This window comes from Irregularibacter muris, assembly GCF_024622505.1.
GTDB lineage: Bacteria > Bacillota > Clostridia > Eubacteriales > Garciellaceae > Irregularibacter > Irregularibacter muris.
Genome location: NZ_JANKAS010000002.1, coordinates 378437 through 403480, shown reverse-complemented (window position 1 = coordinate 403480; position 25044 = coordinate 378437). Strand labels below are relative to the sequence as shown.

Below are 25044 nucleotides of genomic sequence, written 5' to 3'. Positions count from 1 at the left end.
ATGGAGCTGACTGATACTAATCGGTCGAGGGCTTGACCTAAAAGAATTTTCCTTGTGTAGATTTCAAAGAGCATAAACTCTAAGAAAGATTCCGTGACAATAGCGGAGGGGTCACACCTGTTCCCATACCGAACACAGAAGTTAAGCCCTCCAGCGCTGATGGTACTTGGACGGTGACGTCCTGGGAGAGTAGGTCGTTGCGGGATTTTTTTTTATTTTTTGAAAAGACATAAGGGAACTGCCCCCTTGTGTCTTTTGTTTATTTTTAAAGAAAAATAGAACAAGAACTAACCCGGACAATCTGTTTTCCTTTGTATTTTTTATTCTAAAATATGATATAGTAATAAATATAGAGTAAAATCATATAATTAAAAGGAGAAAATTTATGATTATAGGAAATATAGAAGGAATCCGAAAGGTTGAGCTAGATAGGTTAGAATCTTTATTGGATTATAGAATGGAAAAAGATAATATTATTGATGAGTACGTGGTTTCTATTTTGGCTGATATAACCGAGAAAACCAATAGAGAAGTAAGTATTATGATAGATCGTAGGGGAAAAATTTTTAGTATAGGAATAGGTGATTCAGAATCAGCAGATCTTCCTCCTATAGACAGTCTTGCCAAGAGAAAGATACTAAGTGGCTTTAGAAACGTACATACTCATCCATCAGGGAATAGTACCTTATCCGAGCTAGATTTAACTGCTGGATTAAATCTAAAACTGGATCTTATGATGTCTATTGGGGTAAAAGATGGTAGACCTACTATGGCAAATATTGCATATCTAAAGGTTTCTGAAGATGAACAATTCCGTATGGAAGAAAAGGGACCTTATACTTTAGAAGAAATTGTAGATATAAATTTCTCCTCTTTTGTAGGAGAAATAGAAAAGCAAATGAACGTTTTGCAATATTTAATAGAGCAAAATGTAGAAAAAGAAAAAGCCATACTTGTTGGAGTAGAACTTAACCAATCTCAGTCTCTATTGGATATAGAGTCTTCTTTAGATGAATTAGAACAATTGGCTATAACTGCAGGAGCAGAAGTAATAGGAAAAATAGAGCAGAAAAGAGATAAAATTGATAAGGCCTTTTATATAGGGAAAGGAAAATTAAAAGAGTTGGCCTATTTAAGACAGAAAGAAAATGCCAACCTTATTATTTTTGATGATGAATTATCGGGTAGTCAGATAAGAAATTTAGAAGAGGTATTGGGAGTCAAAGTTCTTGATAGGGCTGCCCTAATATTAGATATTTTTGCCTCTAGGGCAAAAAGTAAAGAGGGGAAGTTACAAGTAGAATTGGCACAGCTGAAGTATAGACTTCCCAGGCTTGTTGGTCTAGGAACAGTTTTATCTCGAACAGGGGGAGGAATCGGTACTAGAGGACCTGGAGAGAAAAAGTTAGAGACTGATAGGAGACATATTCATAGACAAATAAATGATTTAGAGAAGCAACTAAAAGAAATAGAAAAGCATCGAGAATTGCAAAAAAACAGAAGGGAAAAAGGAAACATTCCTATTGTATCCCTGGTAGGATATACAAATGCTGGGAAAAGTACGATATTTAATAGCCTAACTGAGAGTGATGTAATGGCTGAAAATAAATTATTTGCTACTTTAGACCCTACTACTAGACAATTGGTATTACCCAACCAACAGAAGGTTTTGTTGGTAGATACCGTAGGCTTTATCAATAAGCTTCCCCATGACCTGATAAATGCATTTAAATCTACTCTAGAAGAGGCCAAATATGCAGATTTACTTCTTCACATAGTGGATGCTTCCAACCCGGAAATGGGCAAACAAATTATGGTTGTAAAAAATATTTTAAAAGAATTGGGTGCAGGAGAAAAGAATCAGATCGTAGTATTTAATAAAATAGATAAACAAAATGAACAATTGCAATTTACCTATCCTACCATCAAGGAGGAAAAAGTAAAGATATCTGCTCTTTCAAAGGAAGGGATTGAACACTTATTAAATAAAATAAAAGACAATATTGGGGATAATAGGAGAATTGTAACATTAAAAATCCCCTATGATAAAGGAAATATTCTTTCTGCACTACATGAGAGAGGTAAGGTATTACATGAAGAATTCACAAACGAAGGCACTCAGATAGAGATAGAGATGGATAAATCCTTAATAGAAAAATATAAGAATTATAGCATTTCATAGAGATAAAATTATATAACTATAAGAACATTCGCAATCTTCTAAGGATATTGAAAATAGGTATTGTTTCATGTATGATAAAGATAACCATAAAGGAGGAGGCTTGTCATATGCTCATTAGAAATTGCTCAGGAGGTATTGTTTTTTACAATGAAAAAGTTTTTATCATTAAAAATGATAAGGAAGAATGGGTATTACCTAAAGGTGTTATAAGAAGTAATGAGCTTTCCTTTGAAGTTGCTCTTAAACGCGTTTTTAAAGAAGGAGGTATAAAGGCAGAAATTGTTTCAACAGCTGGTGAAACTAGTTATGAATTTTATTCCTACTCGAGAAAAAAACCTGTTTGCAATCAAATAACATGGTACATTATGGAATCAGATAATGAAAATTTTGAAATCAACAAGGAGGAAGGCTTTACAGGAGGAGGATACTTTCCTATCCATGAAGCCATAGACAAAATTACATATAGTCAGGACAAGGCACTAGTAAGATTGTCCTATGAAAAATATAGAGATTTAAGAAAGGTAGTTTATGCCTAGAGAGCAAATGCTCTCTTTTTTTACTAGCCTATAATGATAATCACGGTCATAATTATAGAAAGGAGGGCAAAGGATTTTACATATGAATAGCTATATTACCATCAATGAAAAAGCAGAAGTTGAAGAGATTATAGAGAAGTCTAAATTTATATCTTATGTATTTCCTATTCAATCGGAAGAAGAGGCTACAAATATCATACATAAAATAAACAAACTTCATTGGAAAGCCACTCATAATGTATATGCTTTTATCCTAGGAGAGAATAAAGAAATACAAAGAAGTAGTGATGATGGAGAACCTAGTGGTACTGCTGGTGTTCCTGTATTGGAAATTATCAAAAAGGAGGACCTTACCAATATCCTTATTATTGTTACTAGATATTTTGGGGGCATTAAATTAGGTGCAGGGGGCTTAATCAGAGCCTATGCTCATATGGGGAAAATAGGAATAGAGCAGTGTGCAAAAGTGAAAAATATATTATGTGAGCAGATTAAGGTCACTGTTGATTATCAACATTGGGGCAGAATAGAAAATGAATGTAATTCCCAGGGTTTTGATATTCAAGAGGTAGAATTTTTAGATAAAGTTTATTTATCATTTTATTTGCAGGAGGAGCAAATAAAATCTTTTATAAGTAGGATAGAAGATATTACTAGAGGTGAAGTGGTTATGGAATTTCTAGGTAAACAATTTGTAAAACTACCTATTTGAAAGTAAAACAAAGGATTAATCTTTTGTTTTACATATTAATTGATATACACCCATAATGAGCAAAAACACACCAAAATATTTTTTTAAATATGCAGAAGATATGGAAACGGCTAATTTAGATCCTAATATAGACCCTATAAGACCAAAGACAATAATATAGATTGCCACCTTAAATTCTACATTTTTATTTTTAATATGGATATATAGAGCAACAATACTTAAAGGAATAAAAGATAATAGATTGACACTTTGAGCAATTTGCTGCTGGGTATGCATTAAAAATACCAAAATAGGAATGAGAATAGTTCCACCGCCGATACCCAATCCTCCTATAAATCCAGAAATAATACCAATTAAAATATATAACAATTACATCACCATCCTTAAAGCGGCTAAGATCATAAAAACACCAAAGATTTTTCGAAGCAATTTATTGGGAATTTTAGATAATGTTTTTGCACCAATGTATGAACCAAAAATTGCTCCAAAGGATACTTTTAGAGTTAAAGGGTAATCTATTAATTGATTATTAAAATATATAAAAGAACTTATAATACTAAGGGGTAATATAATAAGTAAAGCAGTGGCATGGGATTTCTGCTGTTCAATCCCAAAAAGAAAAACAAGGGCAGGTACAATAATGGTTCCTCCCCCAGAACCAAAAAGACCGTTGATAAATCCAGTAAATAATCCAACAACTATAGCCTTTAATACAAAATAAAATCTGTCCATTTTATCACCAACCTGATATATTTCTTTGATTATGCTTTGTTTCAATGAACTTTATTATTCATTACCTTGACAAAATTAGATTTTTGGAATATATTAAACCTATATAAACAAGTAGGAATACATGGAAATGGAGGGTAAAAATGAAAGTTGTAAATAAAATCTATGAACTTATTGGTGAAACACCTATAGTGAAACTTAATAACATGGTAGGAAAAGATAGTGCTGAAGTATATATGAAATTAGAGGGGTTCAATCCAGGCAGTAGTGTAAAGGACAGAATTGCCTTAAACATGATTGAGGTCGCTGAAAAAGAAGGAAAATTAAAGCCAGAAGGCACCATTGTTGAACCAACTAGTGGGAATACAGGTATAGGTTTAGCAATGGTAGGCGCATCCAAGGGATATAAAGTCGTTATGGTTATGCCGGACACCATGAGTTTGGAACGAAGAAATTTATTGCAAGCCTATGGAGCAAAACTAATTCTAACTCCTGGAGAAAAGGGAATGAAGGGCGCTATTGCAAAAGCCACCCAACTGGTAGAGGAAAATTCTGACTATTTTATGCCTCAACAATTTAATAATCCCCACAACCCTGAAATTCATGAGAAAACAACAGCAAGGGAAATATTAAGTCAAATGGATAATCATCTAGATGCTTTTGTTGCCGGTGTAGGTACAGGTGGTACTCTTACAGGGGTAGGAAAGGTGCTTAAAAAAACCCTAAAGGATATAAGAATTTCAGCAGTAGAGCCACAAAGCTCAGCGGTCTTATCAGGTGAATTACCTAGTCCTCATAAGATCCAAGGAATTGGTGCAGGATTTGTTCCAGAAGTTTTAGACACAAATATTTATGATGATATTATAAAAGTTAAAGATGAAAATGCTATGGAAACCGCTAGATTATTGGCAAAACAGGAAGGGATATTAGTAGGTATTTCTTCAGGTGCAGCCGTCTATGCAGCTATCCAAGTGGCGAAAGAATTAGGCAAAGGGAAAAGAGTAGTAGTGATAGCACCAGATACTGGAGAAAGATATTTAAGTACATCTTTATTTAGAGAGGAATAAAAAGAATACCCCTATACAGAGAATATCTGTATAGGGGTATTTGCATTGCTAGAAATAATTCTTTATATAAAGTATAATAAAAGGATAAAGATAAAAAGAGGTGGGAATTATGAATAGAGAAATATTATCTAAGGCCGAAAAAATAGTTGATTGGCTAAGGGAACAGGTAAGACAATCCAACACACAAGGTTTGGTGGTAGGAATAAGTGGTGGAATTGACTCTGCCTTAGTGGCATTTTTGGCTAAGAAGGCCTTTCCCAATCATTCCTTAGGAGTAATTTTACCCTGCAAAAGCAGTCCATTGGATAGAGAAGATGCGCTGAAGGTAGTAAAATCTTGTAATATGGACCATGTGGAGGTGAATCTGACAGAGGTACACAACAACATTATGCATCAAGTCATCTCAGAATTAAAGACAAAGGGCTTATACCCTGAAAATGGAAATCTGAGATTATCTGATGCTAATCTCAGAGCTAGGTTGCGTATGAGTACTATTTATTCTATTGCAAATGCTAATAATTATCTTGTGGTGGGCACGGATAATGCTGCTGAAACCTATATAGGTTACTTTACAAAGTACGGAGATGGCGGTGTAGATATATCCCCTATAGCTAACCTATCTAAAAGGGAAGTAGGCCAGTGGGCTTTAGAATTGGGTGTACCCAAGGCAATTGTGGAAAAGGCTCCATCCGCTGGACTGTGGGAAGGACAAACAGATGAAGAAGAAATAGGTACTACCTATAATAAGGTAGATGATTTTCTCGAAGGGAAAGCTATACCGAAAAGAGACCAAGAAATTATTATGAGATTGCATAATGCAACAGAGCATAAAAGAAAGGTTCCACCTGTCCCTCCCAAGTTTGATTAATTTATAACATTACTTTATGTACTAGCCAAAGATTGCAGAAAAAAGATGATTGTGCTAAAATATTTATGTTTGTATCATCAATAGTAGAAATAATGAGGGGGAAATGAGTAATGGCAGGACATTCAAAGTGGGCGAATATTAAACATAAAAAAGGAAAACAGGATGCTGTAAGAGGGAAAATTTTCACGAAGTTTGGGAAAGCCCTTGCAGTAGCCGCTAAAGAAGGCGGTAGTGATCCTGAACATAATGCAAAACTAAGAGACATTATTGCAAAAGCAAAAGTGCAAAATATGCCCAATGATAATATAGAAAGAGCTATCAAAAGAGGTGCAGGAGAACTCGATGGAAGTCACTATGAAGAAATTGTATATGAGGGTTATGGTCCTGGTGGCGTAGCTGTAATTGTAGAGGCTTTAACGGATAATAAAAATAGAACCGCAGGAGACATTCGACATATTTTTGATAAAAATGGTGGCAACTTAGGAACAAGTGGCTGTGTATCCTTCTTATTTGATAGAAAAGGACAATTAATGATTGAAAGAAGTCATGATATAGATGAAGATGAATTAATGATGCTAGCGCTAGATGCAGGGGCAGAGGATTTTGTTGTTGAGGAAGAAGGTTATGAAATCGTCACAGATCCTAATGAATTTGGGACAGTGCGTGAAGCCCTAGAAAAAGAAGATTTGTCCTTTATATCCGCTGAAGTGGCAATGATCCCAACTACTGAAACATCCCTTACCCCAGAAGATATTAAAAAAATGCAAAAGATGTTGGATATGTTTGACGATCACGACGATATTCAAGAAGTGTATCATAACTGGAGTATGCCAGAGGATATGGAATAAAAAAATATTTAAAATGACACTAAATTTACCGAAGGATGAGTAAAATTTAGTGTCATTTTTTAATATCATAAGAGAGTTTATCCTGCACCTGTGGGCCCATATTCTCCTTGGTTTTTTGGCAAGAGTATAAACTTTTTAAAGTTTGGATAAAATATCCTTAAATAGATTAAAATGGAGGGATATAAATGTTTACAAAAGGATTATCCGACCTTAAAAAGTTATTATATAATAAGAACATGATCATAGCATTTGCAGTTTTAGCTATTTTGGGATTCACCTTTGGCTATTTTCTTACTGAAATGCTAGGGGAAAAACATGAATATGATCAGATGAAACTTCAGGAAAATCCTCATGAAAATTCTGTTTTAGAAGGTGAAGACCCCTCTAATGCAGTTTTAAAGGATTTACCATCCAAGGAAACGGTAATAAAAGAGAATACTATATTAACCTTTAAAAGAGAATACATCAAAAGTAATGAAATAGACGATGAAACCAAAACACCGGAAGAGAGCATGATAGGATTAAATAAGAATGAATTTGAACAACTTTATAAGCAATGGGAGATAACCAAATTTGATGAAGAAGAAGTTATATTGCATACAAAGATTGATAGCTACTCCCCCAGGTTTTACAAAATAGGTATGGCCGAAAAAAATCAACAGCAATACATCGCTGTATTTAATTTTGATAAGGAAGGAAAAGAAGTATTGGACCATATTACCTCTACACCCATTTCCATATTGAATGAAAATGAGAAAAAAAAGTTTGAAGAGGGAGTTGTTTTTGGCGATATAGAAGAAGTACATCGTATGTTGGAAAATTATGATGGGTAGTTCATTTTATGTGAACTACCTTTTGTTTTAAAAAGGCAAAGTTTTTCTGTAAGATTATCCCCTCTGTTTGTATTTTGATTTAAATTTATATATAATGAATTTGGAAACAAGGGATGCCCTCAAAACCATAGTTTTGTAACAGGGAGCCTTTTGAAGAGAAGTTCTAACTGGGGGGAAAATATTGTTTGAGTTTATCAAAGGAAATTTAGAAGAAGTATTAGCAGATGGTATTGTAGTGGAGATTCAGGGTATTGCTTATAGAATATACACTTCTCAACTACTATTAAATGAATTGCCTCCAATAGGAAGTACTATAAAAATCTATCTTCACATGAATGTTAGAGAAGATGACATTTCTCTATATGGATTTTTATCAAAAGATGAGCGGAATATGTATAGAAGTTTAAATTCAGTTTCAGGAGTTGGGCCAAAGGCAGCAATGGGAATATTGTCCATATATAATGCCAATGAAATCATCTGGGCTATCGTTGGTGAGGACACAAAAACTCTTACCAAGGCACCAGGTATAGGGAAGAAAACAGCCCAAAGAATAATTTTAGAATTAAAGGATAAATTGAAGGTGGAAGATATTAAAGTAACTGAAAATACAAATACTTCCTCTGAAAATCCTGAAGTAAAAGAAGAAGCTATAGAAGCTTTGTCAGCGCTAGGCTATCAATCTTCCCAGATCTTTAGAATCATCAATGATGTATATAGAGAAGGGATGAGTATTGAAGTTCTCATAAAAGAAACGTTAAAATGCTTTGCATCTAGAACGTAATGATAGAAAAGGGGAATTTTAAGTGGAACAAAGGATTATCAGTACAGATATTATAGTAGAAGAATTAGAGATAGAAGAAAATTTAAGACCCTTATCTTTGCAAGAGTATATTGGTCAAACCAAGACCAAGGAAAAACTATCGATTTTTATCCAAGCGGCTAAGGAAAGGAAGGAGTCCTTAGACCATGTATTATTATATGGTCCGCCGGGACTTGGGAAAACCACTTTAGCCAATATTATAGCCTATGAACTGGGTGTAAATATTCGGATTACATCAGGACCAGCCATAGAAAAACCTGGAGATTTGGCAGCTATTTTAACTAACCTAGGTGAGGGCGATGTATTGTTTATTGATGAAATCCATCGATTAAATAGAAATGTGGAAGAAATCCTTTATCCTGCTATGGAGGATAATGCATTAGATATTATTATAGGAAAAGGACCAAGTGCCCGCTCGATTAGATTGGACTTGCCCCCTTTTACCTTAATTGGGGCTACTACTAGGGCGGGGTTATTAACAGCGCCTTTAAGGGATCGTTTTGGTGTCATTAGCCGTTTGGAATTGTACTTCCCTGACCAGTTAAAAGAGATTCTCATAAGATCTGCACGAATTTTAAAAGTCAATATTGATGAGGATGGGGCAGTAGAATTGGCGAAAAGATCAAGAGGAACGCCCCGAATTGCCAATAGGCTTTTAAAGAGAGTTAGAGACTATGCCCAAGTCAAGGGAACAGGAGATATTAATCTTCATATGGCAAAAGAAGCATTAGAATTATTAGAGGTAGATGCCATAGGATTAGATGAAATAGATAGAAAAATGCTCATTACCATTATAGATAAATTTAGCGGTGGGCCAGTAGGGTTAGATACCCTCGCTGCATCTATTGGAGAAGAAGCCACAACGATTGAAGATGTATATGAGCCTTATCTATTGCAAAAAGGATTTATTAAAAGAACCCCAAGAGGTAGAATCGTAACGCAAAGGTGCTATCAGCACTTCAATAGAGAAATGCCCTCATAAAGCTCATAAAGAGGGTAGTTTATCCTGCAAATGAAGAACATAAGTAAAATAATCACGGGAATAGGGATTATGATTTTGCATTAACCACTTTGCTATTACTAAAGGGTTATTAAAGATCATTTTACCCATTCTTTAAAATGGGCTGCAAGGATAAAAAATATGCTAAAATTAGATGACTATAAAGAGGAGTAATTTATTCATGAATACAGAAGATTTTTATTTTGAATTACCAGAAGAATTAATAGCCCAAACACCTATAGAAAAAAGAGACACATCAAGATTGTTAGTATTGGACAAAGAAACAGGAAATATAGAACATAAAGTATTTAAAAATATTGTAGATTACTTTCAAGAAGGAGATACGTTAATTTTAAATAATACTAGGGTGATACCTGCTAGATTACTAGGCAGTAAGGCGGACACCCAGGGCAATGTAGAAATTTTATTGCTTAAAAGAATAGATAAAGATGTATGGGAAATCCTAGTAAAACCTGGGAAAAGGGCGAAAGTTGGTACAGAGATTATATTTGGTGAAGGGATATTGACTGGGAAAATCATAGATATTTTAGAAGATGGAAACCGTCTAATCAAGTTTATTTATGATGGTATTTTTGAGGAGATATTGGATCAATTAGGCACAATGCCCCTTCCACCCTATATAAAAGAACAATTGGAGGATAAAGAAAGATATCAAACCATATACTCTAAAATAGAAGGTTCAGCAGCAGCCCCAACAGCAGGATTGCATTTTACACAGGAAGTCTTTCAGAAGCTATTGGACAAAGGTGTAAATATAGATTTTATCACACTCCATGTTGGACTAGGAACCTTTAGACCGGTAAAAGTAGATAAGATTGAGGAACATAAAATGCATGCAGAATACTATGAGATTTCGCAACAAACAGTGGATTTAATCCATGAAACCAAAAAAAATAATAAAAGAATTTTTGCGGTAGGCACTACAACGGTCAGAACTCTGGAAACAGCAGCGCTTGATATCAATCAGATTAGGGCTTCCTCAGGTTGGACGGATATCTTTATTTATCCAGGGTACACATTTAAAATAGTAGATGCTATGATTACAAATTTTCATTTACCGGAATCGACATTGATTATGCTAGTTTCTGCTTTTGCTGGCAGAGAAAAAACCTTGAAGGCATATAAAGAAGCAATAAAGAATAAATATCGCTTCTTTAGTTTTGGAGATGGTATGTTGATAAAATAGGAGGAAAAATAATGGCAGTAAGATATGAACTAATAAAAGAATGTAAACAAAGTGGAGCTAGACTTGGGAAACTACATACTCCTCATGGAGTAATTGAAACTCCTATTTTTATGCCCGTAGGTACACAGGCTACTGTGAAAAGTATGACTCCAGAGGAACTAAAGGAAATTAAGGCCCAAATTATTTTAAGTAACACCTATCATCTATATTTACGTCCAGGTCATGAATTAATCAAAGAAGCCGGGGGACTGCATAAGTTCATGAATTGGGATAGACCCATTCTCACTGATAGTGGTGGGTTCCAAGTTTTTAGTTTAAATGAATTAAGGGAAATTTCGGAAGAAGGAGTTACTTTTCGTTCTCATTTAGATGGTTCCAAGCATTTTCTTAGTCCAGAAAAAGCAGTGGAAATTCAGAATGCTCTAGGTTCTGATATCATGATGGCCTTTGATGAATGTCCCCCTTATCCCTGCAGCTATGAGTATGCAAAAAACTCATTAGAAAGAACCATACGCTGGGCTAAGAGATGTAAGGAGGCCCATCAACGACCGAAGGATCAGGCTTTGTTTGGTATTATACAGGGAGGTGCTTTTAAAGATTTACGTCAGAAAAGTGTATCGGAAATGATAGAACTTGATCTGCCTGGTTATTCTATCGGTGGCTTAAGTGTAGGGGAACCCAAAGAAATTATGTATGAAGTATTAGAATATACTACGCCCCTGATGCCAAGGGATAAACCCCGCTATTTGATGGGGGTAGGTAGTCCAGACGCATTAATAGAGGGGGTTATTCGTGGTATAGACATGTTTGACTGTGTACTACAGACTAGAATAGCACGAAATGGTACAGCAATGACCAGTGGGGGGAAAGTCGTTATTAGAAATGCTACTTATGAAAGAGATTTTTCCCCACTGGATCCCAATTGTGATTGTTATACCTGTAAAAATTATACTAGGGCTTATCTAAGACATTTATTTAAAGCAAAGGAAATCTTAGGTCCTCGTTTAACCTCCTATCATAATTTGTATTTTTCCCTAAAGCTAATGGAGAACATTAGACAGGCTATTAAGGAGGATAGGCTGTTAGATTTTAAAAGAGAATTTTTCTCTGCCTATGGATATACAAAATAAATTTAACATATTTTAAAGATTAAAGAGGAATTTACACTTTAATGTTGAAATTAACAAAGAATGACCATTAAAATATTATATAGAACAAAAAAGGAGGAAAATAAAAATGCCGCAACAATATCAGCCATTAATAATGTTAGTACTTATGTTTGCAGTCTTGTATCTTCTTATTCTTAGACCACAACAAAAGAAGGATAAACAAATCAAAGAGATGAGGGCAAACTTAAAAACAGGAAACCAAGTAATCACTATCGGAGGTATATACGGGAAAATATTAAATTTACATGACGAAATCATCACTCTAGAAGTAGGTGGTGATAAGGTAAAAATAAAAATAGGACGATGGGCGGTCGCCGAAGTAATTGAAGAAGCATAATATAAAAAACTATTGTTTATAAATATGGATAAACAATAGTTTTTTATATTTATAACCTCCTCATTTGCTAAAGATGTAATAAAACCATTTTATTAGAATAAATATTCTATAAAAGGAGAATGCGGAGGTGAAGGTATTGAGAAAGAAGTTGACGACTTCAAAAGGTGTAAATACTGGGGGGAAGCTGAGTGTAGGATTAATATTAAAGGGGACGATAATCGCATTTGTATTTTCACTTATATGCTTTCTAGTTTTAGCACTGATATTGTCATTATCTAACATTACAGAAAATATTATTAAGCCCACTTCCTATATTGTAATGATCATAAGTGTTGTATTAGCCGGAGGCTATGTGGCACGAAGGGCTCATAGGAACGGATGGATGTATGGAGCAATAACAGGATGCGTCTATATAATTATACTTACTTTATTGGGACTATTTAATGGCGGTCAATTTGCAGTAAATCAGATACTCATTTCCAGGTTTTTTATAGGAATTATAGCTGGTGCTGTTGGAGGTGCGTTAGGTATAAATTTGAAATAAAATAGAATGCATTTCTAATACAGCTTTTAACATGTTTCTATGTATGTTATAATGAAATCAAACTTATAATCATTAAGAAGAAAAGACATGAAGAGGAGTTAAATCATTCATGATAAAAATTCTATAAACACAGTTTTAAAAGGTGAATCTGAAAATTCTAAAACTTTATGAATGACTAAAAATTCAAGAGTGTGAAAATATATAGATTTATATCTATCATATTAAAAAGCAGTAATATTAGGATTTCCTAATATTTACTGCTATTTTTTGGTAGAATAACTATAATGCTAAAAACTCCATATTTCTATCATCAATAGATGAAATCATCTTAATAGATATAAGTTGTTGATCATCCAATCATATTGATTAAAGGAGGAGAAAATTAAATGGAATTAAAATATAGGAATTGCCAACCTCAAATTCATGAAAGCTGCTTTATCGCAGAGGGAGTAAAATTAATAGGCAATGTTATATTAAAGGAAAACTCGAATATTTGGTATAATGCGGTATTAAGAGGGGATATTGATCAAATTGTAATAGGAGAGAATAGTAATGTTCAAGATGGAACCATCATACATTGCGATATTGGACAGCCCACAATAATACAAAAAAATGTAACAATTGGGCATAATGCTATTATACATGGTTGTACAGTTGAGGAAAATTCCTTAATTGGTATGGGGGCTGTCATTATGAATGGCGTCCATATCGGTAGAAATTCTCTAATCGCTGCAGGGACGGTTATTCCTCCTGGAAGAATTATTCCCGAAAACTCTCTAGTTATGGGCAATCCAGGGCAAGTGATGAGACAAGTGACCAATACAGATTTAGAGGGAATGAAAAAAAACACCTTACTCTATGTAGAATTAGCTAAGGAACACAAAAAACAAAAGACAATATAAGGTCCTTGATTGACGGAGTTTTGCAAAAGATATATAATTATTTTACTTGAATTTTAAGGGGGTAAGTTAATGAATGCAAAATATACCATAATATTTATACTTATTTTAGCAATAATTGGTATGGGAGTTTTCGTTGAAATTAATGGATTATCATTGGGAAACTATGATGTTGTACCTATTAAAGAAGGAATTAATTATGGGCTGGATTTAAGAGGTGGAACTTATGTAGTCTTGGAGGCGAAAGATACTCCTAATGATCCAGTAAATGATGAAAAAATGGCTAGAGCTATAGCTACCATCCGCCAAAGAGTAGATGCTCTAGGTGTAGCTGAGGCTAGTGTTGCCAAACAAGGGACAAAGCGAATTAGAGTTTCTATTCCAGATATCCAAGATCAGGAAAAGGCCTTAGAGATTATTGGAAAAACAGCACGATTAGAATTTATTGGTCCTGATGAAAAGGTGATATTAACAGGTGGACAGGTAGTAGATTCAAAGGGAGTCTATCAAAGTAATGAAACAGGAGCAGAGCAACCTGTGGTAACTTTGAAATTTAATAGCGAGGGCACAAAAGCCTTTGCAGAAGCTACGGAAAAGTTTATTAACCAACCAATATCTATTGTTTTAGATGGACAAGTTATATCAGCTCCCCATGTACAAAATGCTATTGCAACGGGAGAAGCTGTTATCACAGGACAACAAAGCTTAGAGGAAGCAGGGAATTTGGCAACCTTAATTAGAGCAGGAGCTTTACCTGTAAACTTAGAACCCGTGGAAATACGTTCAGTAGGACCTACTCTTGGACAGGATACATTATCCAGGAGTATAAAAGCTGCCTCTATTGGTATTCTATTAGTATTTTTATTTATGATTATTTATTATAGACTACCAGGTGTTATTGCCAGTATAGCTTTAGTTGCATATATGATTTTATTTTTTGGTACCTTGGTTACCATAAACACCACTCTAACTTTACCGGGTATAGCTGGTCTTATTCTTTCTATTGGAATGGCGGTAGATGCCAATGTCATTATTTTTGAGAGAATTAAAGAAGAGTTAAAATTAGGCAAAACCATTCGTTCTTCCATTGACTCAGGATTTTCAAATGCTTTATCTAGTATATTGGATGGAAATATTACCACGATGATTGCTGGGATAGTGCTATTCTTCTTTGGCACAGGACCGATAAAGGGATTTGCAGTTACATTAATGATCGGTATAGTCATTAGTATGATTACAGCCTTGTTTATAACAAAATATTTAATGCGCCTAGTTGTAAAAATGAATCTATTTACCAGCACAAAATTATATGGAGCATAGGGGGGGAAATGGATGAAAATTGTTGAATACAGAAAAATATGGTTTGGAATATCTTCAGTAATTATCATACTGGGTTTGGTCTTCTTTTTGATGAACGGTCTAAACCTAGGAATTGACTTTGCTGGAGGAACAATTATTACTATAGATTTGCATCAGACCTTTGAAGTATCTGATATAGAAGAAATTTCAAAAACCTTTGATCCCGGTGCAGATATAACTTTTGCTGGAGAGGACAGACAGCAAGTCGTTATTCAAACCAAGGTCAATATATCCGATGAACAACGGCAGGAAATTTTAAAATCCTTTCAAAGTAAATACAATATCCAAGAAAAAGACATCCTTTCCGTAGATAAGGTAGATCCTGTAATTGGAAAAGAATTGACAAACCAAGTCCTTGTGGCTTTGGCTATTGCTGTTGTGGGAATGCTGATTTATATCACCCTGAGATTTGAACTTTCCTTTGCCCTAGCGGCAATTATAGCCTTAATTCATGACGCATTAATTGTTCTGGCCTTTTATTCATTGATGAGGATTCAAGTGAATACCCCTTTTATAGCGGCTATTTTGACAGTTTTAGGCTATTCAATAAATGATACTATAGTTATTTTTGACCGGATTCGGGAAAATAGAAGGGTAATTAAAAGAAATGACTATACTAAGTTAATTAATACAAGTATTTCGCAAACCCTATCACGTTCTATTAATACATCTTTAACAACTTTAATTACAATTACTGCACTATATATATTTGGAGTAGAAGCCATTAGAAGCTTTGCTCTACCAATAATTGTTGGATTTATGGCTGGAACATTTTCATCAATCTTTATTGCATCGCCAATTTGGTATGTCATAAAAACAAGGGGAGAAAAAAATCCTAAAATTGTTTAAAGAAGGATATTTGCACCAATCCAGCGAAAAACTTCAGTGAATATTTTAAATTGAAATACAATTTACTTATTGGAAAAATATCCTATAAGATAACCATTAAGGAATAAAACTAGGAGGGGTAACCTTGGATTTAAAAGAAAAAATTAGAGTCATACCAGATTTTCCTGAAAAGGGAGTAAGATTTAAAGATATTACTCCATTATTACAAGATAAAAATGCATTTAAATATACCATAGATAAGATGAAAGAATTAGCGGAAAGCTTGAATGCTGATGTAGTAGTAGGCCCAGAGGCTAGAGGATTTATTTTTGGGACTCCTCTGTCCTATGCAATGAACGTAGGCTTTGTGCCGGTGCGGAAGCCAGGTAAATTACCAGCAGAGGTTATTCGTCAGGAATATTCTCTTGAATACGGGAAAGATTCATTGGAAATGCATAAAGATGCCATAAAACCGGGCCAAAGAGTAGTCATCATAGATGATTTACTGGCTACAGGAGGAACACTTTTGTCTACAGCAAAATTGGTTGAAAAACTTGGTGGCGAGGTAGTAGGTATATTTTTCTTAATAGAACTTACCTATTTAAAAGGTAGAGATACTTTGAAAGGATATAATGTAGAGTCTCTCATCAAATTTTAAAAGCTGGTATAAACCGGCTTTCTTTTTAAATATTTTTACTACGATAGAGAGTAGCTGACAGAAAAAAGATTTTATTTGGATAGTAAGATCATATTGTTTTGATAATTGATATAAAAGTACTAGAGAGCAGGGTGCCTATGATAGAGAAATTGAAGGATAAAATAAGAGAATATTATAAAGATGCGGATTTGTCGCCGATCGTTAAAGCTTACCAGCTTGCCGTAGAGGCTCATGAGGGACAGAAAAGAGCATCTGGAGAAGATTATATTCATCATCCAATAGCTGTTGCCTACATTTTAGCTGATTTACAGTTGGACGTAGCAACAATTACTGCCGGTATTCTTCACGATGTTATTGAAGATACACCCTATGATTTTGAAGACATTCAAAAAGAATTTGGAGAAGAAGTAGCAATTTTAGTGGATGGAGTAACAAAATTAGGTAAACTAGATTTTGTATCCAAGGAAGAACAGCAGGCAGAAAATCTTAGGAAAATGATTATAGCCATGGCCAAGGATATCCGGGTTATTCTGATAAAATTAGCTGACCGACTGCACAATATGAGAACAATGAAACATATGCCTCCTGAAAAGCAAAAAGCTAAGGCACAAGAGACTATAGAAATTTTTGCACCTATTGCCCACCGTCTAGGAATATCAGCTATTAAATGGGAACTAGAGGATTCTTCCCTTCGCTATTTAGATCCTAAGGGATATTATTCATTGGTTGAAAAAGTAGCCGTTAAACGAAGAGAAAGAGAAGAATATATTCAAAATGTTATTGATATTTTAAATGAAAAAGTAGAAGAAATGAATATAGAAGCAGATATACAAGGTAGACCAAAACATTTTTATAGTATATATAGTAAAATGGTCTATAAAAATAAAAATTTCGATGAAATTTTTGACTTAACTGCAGTTAGAATTATTGTAAATAGTATTAAGGATTGTTATGGAGTATTGGGTATAGTCCATACCCTATGGAAACCAATACCAGGTCGTTTCAAAGATTATATTGCTATGCCAAAACCAAATATGTATCAATCCCTTCATACCACGGTTATCGGCCCTAAGGGAGATCCAGTAGAAATTCAAATACGGACTTGGGAAATGCATAGAATTGCAGAATTTGGTATTGCAGCCCATTGGAAATATAAAGAGGGGAAAGATTCCATAGATGACTTTGAACGCAAATTAACATGGTTAAGGCAACTTTTGGAATGGCAAAAAGAACTAAAAGATGCTAGAGAATTTATGGAAACCCTAAAAATTGATTTATTTACAGACGAGGTTTTTGTATTTACGCCTAAGGGGGATGTGTTAAGCCTACCCCAAGGATCTTGCCCTATTGATTTTGCCTATAGTATTCATAGTGCCATTGGGAACCAGTGTGTAGGTGCCAAAGTGAATGGAAAAATAGTTCCTTTGGATTATAAACTGCAAAATGGAAATATTATTGAGGTATTAACTTCAGTAAATTCCAATGGACCAAGTAGAGATTGGCTAAATATAGTTAGAAGTTCCCAAGCTAAAAATAAAATTAAACAATGGTTTAAAAAGGAAAAAAGAGAAGAAAATATCCAAAAAGGGAAAGAAATTTTAGAAAAAGATGTAAAAAGGCAAGGATACCAATTTTCAGAACTTTTTAAAGCTGAATGGGTAGAGAAAGTTCTTAGAAAGTTTAATTATCATTCTGTTGACGATTTATATGCAGCTGTTGGTTATGGCGGGTTGACTTCTAATCAAATTTTAATTCGTTTAAAAGATGAATATAACAAAATACATGGTAAGGCAAAAAATAAGAACATATTAGAGATTGAACAACCTAGGAAGTCCAATCGGGCAAAACAGAAGACCTTTGGTAGAGGGATAAAAGTGGAAGGCTTTGGAGACATAGCGGTACGCTTTTCCAAATGCTGTAATCCCGTACCTGGAGATGAGATTTTAGGGTATATCACCAGAGGCAGAGGGGTTTCCATTCATAGAGCGGACTGTACAAATATAAAAAGTTTAGAAGGTGCACAGCGTTTTGTTGATGTTTCCTGGGATAAAGATGATCAAGTAAACTACCAATCAGAAATACAGATTAAGGCCAAGGATCAAAAAGGTTTGCTTTCAAATCTTTCAAATATTCTTGCAGAAACAAAAACATCGGTTACGGCCATGAATGCTAGAACAGGAAAAAACGATATTGCCTATATTAATATGACTATAGAAGTAAAAAGTGCAACAGAACTGGATCAATTGTTAAAACGTTTCAAAAAAATTAAAGGGGTTATCTCTACCTATAGAGTTTAAAAAGGGAGTGTATTTATGAGAGCAGTTGTACAAAGGGTTAATTTTTCCCATATAGAAGTAGATCAACAGGAAGTAGGAAGAATCGGAAAAGGATTGCTTGTACTTCTTGGTGTAAAGAATGATGACACAGAAGAAGATGTAAACTATTTAGTAGATAAAATTATTAACCTTCGCATTTTTGAAGATAGAGAGGAGAAGATGAATCTATCTTTAATGGATATTGGAGGAGAACTTCTAGTGGCATCACAATTTACTTTATATGGAGATTGCAAAAAAGGCAGAAGGCCAAGCTTTACCATGGCTGCTAAACCTGAAAGAGCAGAAAAGCTATATGAAAAATTTGTAGAGAAAACCAGAGGACAGGGAATTCGTACTCAAACAGGAAAATTTCAAACGCATATGTTGGTAAATTTGCAAAATGATGGCCCTGTAACCATGCTAATAGATAGTGAAAAATTATTCTAACTTGAATAAGGAGGAGAAGAAATGATTATAGAAACAGTCCCATCAGGAATTTATGCTGCAAATTGTTATATTATTGGTTGCGAAGAGACAAAGGAAGGGGCAATTATTGATCCCGGTGGAGATGCTTTAGGATTATTATTTAAAATAAAAAAATTACAATTAAACATAAAATATATTATCCTTACCCATGGACATTTAGATCATATAGGGGGAGTCAATGAGATCAAGAGAAAGACCCAAGCAGCTATCTGTATACACTCCTTGGATAAAGATATGTTGATGGATCCAGAGTTGAATTTATCTAAAAATATGGGTAGGCATATTATTACACAACCTTGTGATATAGAGTTAAAAGACAAGGATGTCTTAAATATAGGAAATATTTCATTAGAAATTATCCATACGCCAGGCCATACCCCAGGAGGAATTTGTATTTTAGCTAACGATTCTTTATTTAGCGGGGATACTTTATTTGCAGGATCGGTGGGCAGAACAGATTTTCCCAAGGGAAGTACCCAAGATATCATAAGTTCTATTAGTGAAAAACTTTTCACCTTAGAGGACAATGTAGTGGTTTATCCAGGGCATGGTGCTTGGACTACTATAGGGAAGGAAAAGGCTACCAACCCATTTTTTAATTAGTATATTCGCTGGTAAAAATCAATACTTTATGAAGAAGTATAGGTGTAGACATATACACTAAAGGATATTATTTTGAATCGATTAAGGTGATCTTATGAATTTAGTAATTCTAGAAGGACATGACTATCAATTTGATATTAGAGAAATGTTAATGCAGTATTTTCCTAGGAAAAACATTATCTTTCAAGGGGAAAGCAGAGAAGACACCTATGACTATGAGACGGTTATCACTAATGGACTTAGTATAAGAAAAGATGAGTATATCTTTTATACTGTGATTAAAAAAAATCAACAGTTGATTTCAAAATATGAAATACAATTGCCCTCTCCTCTCCCATTGACGCATAATGAGGTTATAAAATTAGTGAAGAGAAAGTTAAAAATCACTATTTACAAGGCTATGGAAAAGGCTTTTAACAATTCCTTACCTTGGGGCATTTTAACTGGAATAAGACCAACAAAAATAGTACATCAATTGCTCAATATGGGTAAAATGAAAAAAGAAATTATAGAATATCTAGAATCTGAATACCTCCTTCATCATAAAAAAATAGATCTACTTTTAAAAATAGCTCTTAATGAGAGAAATATTATTTATCCTGGAGATAAAAATAAAATCAGTATATATATTGGCATTCCTTTTTGTCCTTCCAGATGTATCTATTGCTCATTTATTTCATCTACTATTGGTGAAAAGAGGGATTTATTAGAAAAATATTTACAGGCTCTACATCATGAAATTGTTCAAATTGGGAAGTATATAAATAATCATAAGCTTAATGTGGAGTCTATTTATATAGGTGGGGGTACACCCACTGTTTTAAATGCAGAAGAATTAAAACATCTTCTATTTACAATAAAAAGCAACATAAATGTAGAAGGAATTATAGAATATACTTTAGAGGCAGGAAGACCAGATACTATAGATAGAGAGAAACTTCAAATAGCTTATCAATATGGTATCAACCGTATTAGTATTAATCCTCAAAGTATGAATGATGATACACTGCATCTCATCGGTAGAAATCATTCCTCAGAGGATATACTCAGAGCTTATAATTTAGCCTGTGAAACAGGTTTCCAATGTATGAATATGGATTTAATCCTTGGATTGCCCAATGAAAGTGTAAATGAGGTAAAAAATACATTAGCCAAAATAAAGGATTTAAGGCCAGAAAATTTAACTATACACACAATGGCTGTCAAAAAAGGATCTAGATTAAAGGACAAATTACAGGATGTAGATTTAAGCAAAGAAGAAGAGATCAATAAAATGTTAGAAGCTACTGAAGAATTTGCACGTTTAAATGGATATCAGCCCTATTATTTATATAGACAAAAGTATATGATGGGAAATTTAGAAAATGTGGGCTACTGTACGGCGGATAACAAAGGGATTTATAATATTCAGATGATGGCGGAGAAACAAACAATTATAGGATTGGGAGCCGGCTCAGTAACCAAGGTAATCTATCTTGAAGAAGATAGATTAGAAAGAGTGCCCAATGTAAAAAATGTAGAACAATATATCCAAAGAGTAGATGAATTGGTTAACAAAAAAATAGTTATGTTAAATGATTTGTATGAAACTTAGGAATTTGAAGTTGACAGAAGTCATGGGAAAGATTATAATAATGTTCAATATTTAATAAATTCTTATATATAAAAGGCTATGAAGGAGAAAGTACACAAAAGGAAGCCAGCAGGGAGAAAGTGCCGTGACTGAAAGCATTTTTTGGTGGAGATTTATGGAAGGACTCTCTAGAGCCGTTAAATTGAAATCATAGTAAATTTAACCGTTTCCTGCGTTAAAGGAATAAGTGGAATTTATTCTAAACAGGGTGGCACCGCGGGAGAAAAGTCTCGTCCCTGACATTGTATTAGCTATGTCAGGGACGAGACTTTTCACATTTAAATATATCGTAATGAGGAGTTGAATGGTTAATGTTAACGAAGGCACCAAGAGGAACTAAGGATGTTATACCAGCGGAAGTTTATAAATGGCAATATATTGAGAAAGTAATCAAAGATTTGTGTGATATCTTTGGATATAAAGAAATTCGTACTCCCGAATTTGAACATACTGAATTATTCCAAAGAGGAGTGGGGGATAGTACAGATATTGTTCAAAAAGAAATGTATTCCTTTAAAGATAAAGGGGATAGAAATATTACTTTAAAGCCGGAAGGAACATCACCGGTTGTAAGAGCCTTTATAGAAAATAAGCTATATGCAGATGCCCAACCTACAAAAATGTATTATATTACACCAGCTTTTAGATATGAACGCCCTCAGGCTGGACGATTAAGAATTCACCATCAGTTTGGGGTTGAAGTATTTGGAAGCCAACATCCATCAGTAGATGCTGAGGTCATCAGTATAGCAATGACCCTCTACGAAAAACTAAGCATTAAGAATTTAGAACTTCATATTAATAGTGTAGGTTGTCCAAAATGCAGAGAAAAATATAATAAATTGCTGAGGGAATTTCTGGCCATAAAACTGCCTTCATTATGCAGTACTTGTAATGACAGATATGAAACAAACCCAATGAGAATATTGGATTGTAAGGTGGAAAACTGTCAAAAAGAATTACAGGATGCTCCTCTGATGATAGACTACCTTTGTGAAGATTGTAAAAGTCATTTTGAATTGTTACAAAACTATCTAAAGGAATTAAATATAGACTTTATAGTAGATCCTAAAATTGTTAGGGGATTAGATTACTATACAAAAACAGCTTTTGAGATTATTTCTACTGAAATTGGAGCTAAGGGAACAGTATGTGGTGGAGGAAGATATGATGGCTTAATCCAAGAAGTAGGTGGCCCAGAAACTCCAGGTATAGGCTTTGGTATGGGAATTGAAAGATTACTGTTATCATTAGAAAATCAAAATATAGATATTCCAAGTTCCAAGGGATTTGATCTATTTATTGCAACCCTAGGCCAAGAGGCTGATAAGAAGGCCTTTGAAATTGTCTATAATCTTCGAAAGTCTGATATAAAAGCCGAGAAAGATTATATGGAAAGAAGCTTAAAAGCACAACTTAAGTATGCGAATAAAATTAATGCACACTATGTAGTTATATTAGGCCAAGAAGAAATAGAAAATAATAAAGCTGTTTTAAAAAATATGAGATTGGGTGAACAACAAGAAATAAACCTATTAACAATTGATGAAACATTAAAGGGCTTACTTAGATAAGGGGAGGAAAAGCATGGACAAGAAAATGGAAACATCAAAACGAAGTCATACATGTGGTGAAATTAGAGAAAATTTTATCGGTAAAAAGGTGGTACTCAGTGGATGGGTACAAAAAAGAAGGGATTTAGGCGGTTTAATATTTATTGATTTAAGAGATAGAAGTGGAGTGGTGCAATTAGTTTTCGGTAAAGAAATTAATGAACAGGCCTTTGAAAAAGCCAGCACCATTAGAAATGAATATGTTATAAATATTAAGGGGACTGTTACAGGGAGACAACCGGAGCAGGTCAATGAAAAACTGAAAACAGGGCATATTGAAATAATGGGGGATGAACTAGAAATATTGAGCAAGGCAGAAACTCCTCCCATATATATAGAGAATGAATCAAAGGTTTCTGAAAATATTAGATTAAAATATAGATATTTAGATTTAAGAAAACCTAAAATGTTAAATAAACTCATGATAAGACATAGGGCGACTAAAATCGTTAGAGATTTCCTTGATGCCAATGGATTTCTAGAAATTGAAACCCCTATATTAACCAAACCGACTCCAGAAGGAGCTAGAGATTATTTGGTTCCCAGTAGAGTACAAAAAGGAAAGTTTTTTGCGCTACCTCAGTCTCCACAGTTATTTAAACAAATTTTAATGGTAGCGGGTATGGATAGATATTTTCAAATTGTGAAATGTTTTAGAGATGAAGATTTAAGGGCAGATAGGCAGCCTGAATTCACTCAAATAGATATGGAGATGTCCTTTGTTAATGAAGAAGATATTATTAAATTAAATGAAGAACTGATCTCTAAAGTATTTGAAGAAATCTTAGGGATAACAATTCCTAACCCAATTGAGCGAATGACCTACCAGGAGGCCATGGAAAGATTTGGATCTGACAAACCAGATTTACGATTTGCACTTGAACTCAAGGACTTAACAGAAATAGTGAATCAAAGTGATTTCAAGGTTTTTAGTACTACAGTAAAAAATGGTGGTCATGTTAGAGCAATAAATGCAAAGGAAGGTGGCAAAAAGTTTAGTAGAAGAGAGATAGATGCCTTAGGAGAATTTGTCAAAACCTATAAGGCTAAAGGATTGGCATGGATAAATATTACAGAAGAGGGAATAAAATCGCCTATTGCTAAATTCCTTTCAGACATTGAATTAAACAACATAGTTAAGCAAATGGATGCAGAAGTGGGAGATTTAATTCTTATTGTTGCGGATAAACCTCAAATTGTTTATGATGCCTTAGGACAATTACGGTTAGAATTAGCTAAAAAGCTACAATTAAATAGGGACAATCAATATAAATTTTTGTGGGTAACGGAGTTCCCTTTATTGGAGTTTGATGAGGAGGAGAAAAGATTTGTAGCTAAACATCATCCTTTTACCTCACCTATGGAGGAAGATATCCCTATGCTAGAAACATCACCCGAAAATGTCCGGGCTAGAGCATATGATTTAGTACTAAATGGTGTGGAGTTGGGGGGAGGGAGTATAAGGATACATGATAGCCAATTACAAGAAAAAATGTTTGGTGTCCTTGGATTCTCTACGGAACAGGCCTGGGAGCAATTTGGCTTTTTATTAGAGGCTTTTAAATATGGCACCCCACCCCATGGAGGAATTGCCTTTGGCTTAGATCGATTGATCATGTTATTGACCAATACCGATAACATTAGGGATGTTATAGCCTTCCCTAAAACACAAAATCATTCCTGTTTAATGACAGAGGCTCCAACTATAGCCGAAAAAGATAGGATGGAGGAATTAGGTATAGGTATTGAAAAAACTAGAAATAAAGATGAATAATGTATACAAAGATCACTTGCTATT

25 protein-coding genes, 1 rRNA gene and 1 other annotated feature are annotated in these 25044 nt (G+C 34.2%); of the genes, 24 read left to right on the top strand and 2 right to left on the bottom strand.

Annotated elements, in window-relative coordinates:
* Nucleotides 1-89: 89 nt before the first annotated feature.
* The 4 genes from rrf (at nt 90) to NSA47_RS04380 (ending at nt 3430) form a co-directional block, all read left to right on the top strand.
* Nucleotides 90-206, top strand: a 5S ribosomal RNA gene (gene rrf, locus NSA47_RS04395).
* 179 nt (nt 207-385) lie between these two features.
* Entirely contained in the window at nt 386-2182 is a 1797-nt protein-coding gene (hflX, locus tag NSA47_RS04390) for a GTPase HflX (RefSeq protein WP_257529679.1), read from the top strand.
* A gap of 107 nt (nt 2183-2289) precedes the next feature.
* A complete protein-coding gene (locus NSA47_RS04385) occupies nt 2290-2718 on the top strand; it encodes an NUDIX domain-containing protein (protein ID WP_257529678.1) in 429 nt (142 codons plus the stop codon).
* Between the two features lie 82 nt (nt 2719-2800).
* Nucleotides 2801-3430, top strand: a complete 630-nt coding sequence (locus tag NSA47_RS04380; protein ID WP_257529677.1) for a YigZ family protein — start codon at nt 2801-2803, stop codon at nt 3428-3430.
* A 15-nt stretch (nt 3431-3445) separates the two neighbouring features.
* Here NSA47_RS04380 and NSA47_RS04375 read toward each other — a convergent pair whose 3' ends face one another.
* Nucleotides 3446-3799: a sulfite exporter TauE/SafE family protein gene (locus NSA47_RS04375; protein WP_257529676.1), complete on the bottom strand. Its 354-nt coding sequence runs from the start codon at nt 3797-3799 to the stop codon at nt 3446-3448.
* Nucleotides 3800-4207 carry a sulfite exporter TauE/SafE family protein gene (locus tag NSA47_RS04370; protein ID WP_506323672.1) on the bottom strand — a complete coding sequence of 136 codons (408 nt, stop codon included), beginning with the start codon at nt 4205-4207 and terminating at the stop codon, nt 3800-3802.
* Between the two features lie 95 nt (nt 4208-4302).
* On the opposite strand from NSA47_RS04370, the gene cysK reads away from it, so the two are divergent.
* The 20 genes from cysK (at nt 4303) to aspS (ending at nt 25020) form a co-directional block, all read left to right on the top strand.
* Entirely contained in the window at nt 4303-5226 is a 924-nt protein-coding gene (cysK, locus tag NSA47_RS04365; protein WP_257529675.1) for a cysteine synthase A, read from the top strand.
* A gap of 109 nt (nt 5227-5335) precedes the next feature.
* A complete protein-coding gene (nadE, locus tag NSA47_RS04360; RefSeq protein ID WP_257529674.1) occupies nt 5336-6094 on the top strand; it encodes an NAD(+) synthase in 759 nt (252 codons plus the stop codon).
* A 110-nt stretch (nt 6095-6204) separates the two neighbouring features.
* Complete coding sequence (locus tag NSA47_RS04355; protein WP_257529673.1) at nt 6205-6942, top strand: YebC/PmpR family DNA-binding transcriptional regulator; 738 nt, start codon at nt 6205-6207, stop codon at nt 6940-6942.
* Nucleotides 6943-7127: 185 nt separating this feature from the next.
* On the top strand, nt 7128-7775 hold the full coding sequence (locus NSA47_RS04350) for a hypothetical protein (RefSeq protein WP_257529672.1): 648 nt from the start codon (nt 7128-7130) through the stop codon (nt 7773-7775).
* Between the two features lie 181 nt (nt 7776-7956).
* Nucleotides 7957-8556 carry a Holliday junction branch migration protein RuvA gene (gene ruvA / locus NSA47_RS04345; protein WP_257529671.1) on the top strand — a complete coding sequence of 200 codons (600 nt, stop codon included), beginning with the start codon at nt 7957-7959 and terminating at the stop codon, nt 8554-8556.
* A 22-nt stretch (nt 8557-8578) separates the two neighbouring features.
* Nucleotides 8579-9577, top strand: coding sequence for a Holliday junction branch migration DNA helicase RuvB (ruvB, locus tag NSA47_RS04340; RefSeq protein ID WP_257529670.1), 999 nt, complete (start codon nt 8579-8581; stop codon nt 9575-9577).
* Nucleotides 9578-9776: 199 nt separating this feature from the next.
* Nucleotides 9777-10802: a tRNA preQ1(34) S-adenosylmethionine ribosyltransferase-isomerase QueA gene (gene queA, locus NSA47_RS04335; RefSeq protein WP_257529669.1), complete on the top strand. Its 1026-nt coding sequence runs from the start codon at nt 9777-9779 to the stop codon at nt 10800-10802.
* A gap of 11 nt (nt 10803-10813) precedes the next feature.
* Nucleotides 10814-11932: a tRNA guanosine(34) transglycosylase Tgt gene (tgt, locus tag NSA47_RS04330; protein ID WP_306811096.1), complete on the top strand. Its 1119-nt coding sequence runs from the start codon at nt 10814-10816 to the stop codon at nt 11930-11932.
* Nucleotides 11933-12038: 106 nt separating this feature from the next.
* Nucleotides 12039-12308, top strand: coding sequence for a preprotein translocase subunit YajC (gene yajC, locus NSA47_RS04325; RefSeq protein WP_257529668.1), 270 nt, complete (start codon nt 12039-12041; stop codon nt 12306-12308).
* Between the two features lie 127 nt (nt 12309-12435).
* Complete coding sequence (locus NSA47_RS04320) at nt 12436-12852, top strand: TIGR04086 family membrane protein (RefSeq protein WP_257529667.1); 417 nt, start codon at nt 12436-12438, stop codon at nt 12850-12852.
* 386 nt (nt 12853-13238) lie between these two features.
* On the top strand, nt 13239-13754 hold the full coding sequence (locus NSA47_RS04315; RefSeq protein WP_257529666.1) for a gamma carbonic anhydrase family protein: 516 nt from the start codon (nt 13239-13241) through the stop codon (nt 13752-13754).
* 69 nt (nt 13755-13823) lie between these two features.
* Complete coding sequence (gene secD, locus NSA47_RS04310; RefSeq protein WP_257529665.1) at nt 13824-15071, top strand: protein translocase subunit SecD; 1248 nt, start codon at nt 13824-13826, stop codon at nt 15069-15071.
* 12 nt (nt 15072-15083) lie between these two features.
* Nucleotides 15084-15959, top strand: a complete 876-nt coding sequence (secF, locus tag NSA47_RS04305; protein WP_257529664.1) for a protein translocase subunit SecF — start codon at nt 15084-15086, stop codon at nt 15957-15959.
* Between the two features lie 124 nt (nt 15960-16083).
* Complete coding sequence (locus tag NSA47_RS04300; protein WP_257529663.1) at nt 16084-16596, top strand: adenine phosphoribosyltransferase; 513 nt, start codon at nt 16084-16086, stop codon at nt 16594-16596.
* A 137-nt stretch (nt 16597-16733) separates the two neighbouring features.
* Entirely contained in the window at nt 16734-18893 is a 2160-nt protein-coding gene (locus NSA47_RS04295; RefSeq protein ID WP_257529662.1) for a RelA/SpoT family protein, read from the top strand.
* 15 nt (nt 18894-18908) lie between these two features.
* Nucleotides 18909-19358, top strand: a complete 450-nt coding sequence (gene dtd, locus NSA47_RS04290) for a D-aminoacyl-tRNA deacylase (RefSeq protein WP_257529661.1) — start codon at nt 18909-18911, stop codon at nt 19356-19358.
* Nucleotides 19359-19379: 21 nt separating this feature from the next.
* Nucleotides 19380-20000: an MBL fold metallo-hydrolase gene (locus tag NSA47_RS04285; protein WP_257529660.1), complete on the top strand. Its 621-nt coding sequence runs from the start codon at nt 19380-19382 to the stop codon at nt 19998-20000.
* Between the two features lie 94 nt (nt 20001-20094).
* Nucleotides 20095-21594: a coproporphyrinogen dehydrogenase HemZ gene (hemZ, locus tag NSA47_RS04280; protein WP_257529659.1), complete on the top strand. Its 1500-nt coding sequence runs from the start codon at nt 20095-20097 to the stop codon at nt 21592-21594.
* Nucleotides 21595-21663: 69 nt separating this feature from the next.
* Nucleotides 21664-21874, top strand: a binding site (T-box leader).
* Nucleotides 21875-21944: 70 nt separating this feature from the next.
* Nucleotides 21945-23207, top strand: a complete 1263-nt coding sequence (gene hisS, locus NSA47_RS04275) for a histidine--tRNA ligase (RefSeq protein WP_257529658.1) — start codon at nt 21945-21947, stop codon at nt 23205-23207.
* Nucleotides 23208-23220: 13 nt separating this feature from the next.
* Nucleotides 23221-25020 carry an aspartate--tRNA ligase gene (aspS, locus tag NSA47_RS04270; RefSeq protein ID WP_257529657.1) on the top strand — a complete coding sequence of 600 codons (1800 nt, stop codon included), beginning with the start codon at nt 23221-23223 and terminating at the stop codon, nt 25018-25020.
* Nucleotides 25021-25044: the final 24 nt, after the last annotated feature.

Excerpts from the sequence above, each read along its gene's own strand:
- hflX (WP_257529679.1), top strand. The coding sequence starts at position 386 with ATGATTATAGGAAATATAGAAGGAATCCGAAAGGTTGAGCTAGATAGG.
- NSA47_RS04385 (WP_257529678.1), top strand. The coding sequence starts at position 2,290 with ATGCTCATTAGAAATTGCTCAGGAGGTATTGTTTTTTACAATGAAAAA.
- NSA47_RS04380 (WP_257529677.1), top strand. The coding sequence starts at position 2,801 with ATGAATAGCTATATTACCATCAATGAAAAAGCAGAAGTTGAAGAGATT.
- cysK (WP_257529675.1), top strand. The coding sequence starts at position 4,303 with ATGAAAGTTGTAAATAAAATCTATGAACTTATTGGTGAAACACCTATA.
- nadE (WP_257529674.1), top strand. The coding sequence starts at position 5,336 with ATGAATAGAGAAATATTATCTAAGGCCGAAAAAATAGTTGATTGGCTA.
- NSA47_RS04355 (WP_257529673.1), top strand. The coding sequence starts at position 6,205 with ATGGCAGGACATTCAAAGTGGGCGAATATTAAACATAAAAAAGGAAAA.
- NSA47_RS04350 (WP_257529672.1), top strand. The coding sequence starts at position 7,128 with ATGTTTACAAAAGGATTATCCGACCTTAAAAAGTTATTATATAATAAG.
- queA (WP_257529669.1), top strand. The coding sequence starts at position 9,777 with ATGAATACAGAAGATTTTTATTTTGAATTACCAGAAGAATTAATAGCC.
- tgt (WP_306811096.1), top strand. The coding sequence starts at position 10,814 with ATGGCAGTAAGATATGAACTAATAAAAGAATGTAAACAAAGTGGAGCT.
- yajC (WP_257529668.1), top strand. The coding sequence starts at position 12,039 with ATGCCGCAACAATATCAGCCATTAATAATGTTAGTACTTATGTTTGCA.
- NSA47_RS04315 (WP_257529666.1), top strand. The coding sequence starts at position 13,239 with ATGGAATTAAAATATAGGAATTGCCAACCTCAAATTCATGAAAGCTGC.
- secD (WP_257529665.1), top strand. The coding sequence starts at position 13,824 with ATGAATGCAAAATATACCATAATATTTATACTTATTTTAGCAATAATT.
- secF (WP_257529664.1), top strand. The coding sequence starts at position 15,084 with ATGAAAATTGTTGAATACAGAAAAATATGGTTTGGAATATCTTCAGTA.
- NSA47_RS04295 (WP_257529662.1), top strand. The coding sequence starts at position 16,734 with ATGATAGAGAAATTGAAGGATAAAATAAGAGAATATTATAAAGATGCG.
- dtd (WP_257529661.1), top strand. The coding sequence starts at position 18,909 with ATGAGAGCAGTTGTACAAAGGGTTAATTTTTCCCATATAGAAGTAGAT.
- NSA47_RS04285 (WP_257529660.1), top strand. The coding sequence starts at position 19,380 with ATGATTATAGAAACAGTCCCATCAGGAATTTATGCTGCAAATTGTTAT.
- hemZ (WP_257529659.1), top strand. The coding sequence starts at position 20,095 with ATGAATTTAGTAATTCTAGAAGGACATGACTATCAATTTGATATTAGA.
- hisS (WP_257529658.1), top strand. The coding sequence starts at position 21,945 with ATGTTAACGAAGGCACCAAGAGGAACTAAGGATGTTATACCAGCGGAA.
- aspS (WP_257529657.1), top strand. The coding sequence starts at position 23,221 with ATGGACAAGAAAATGGAAACATCAAAACGAAGTCATACATGTGGTGAA.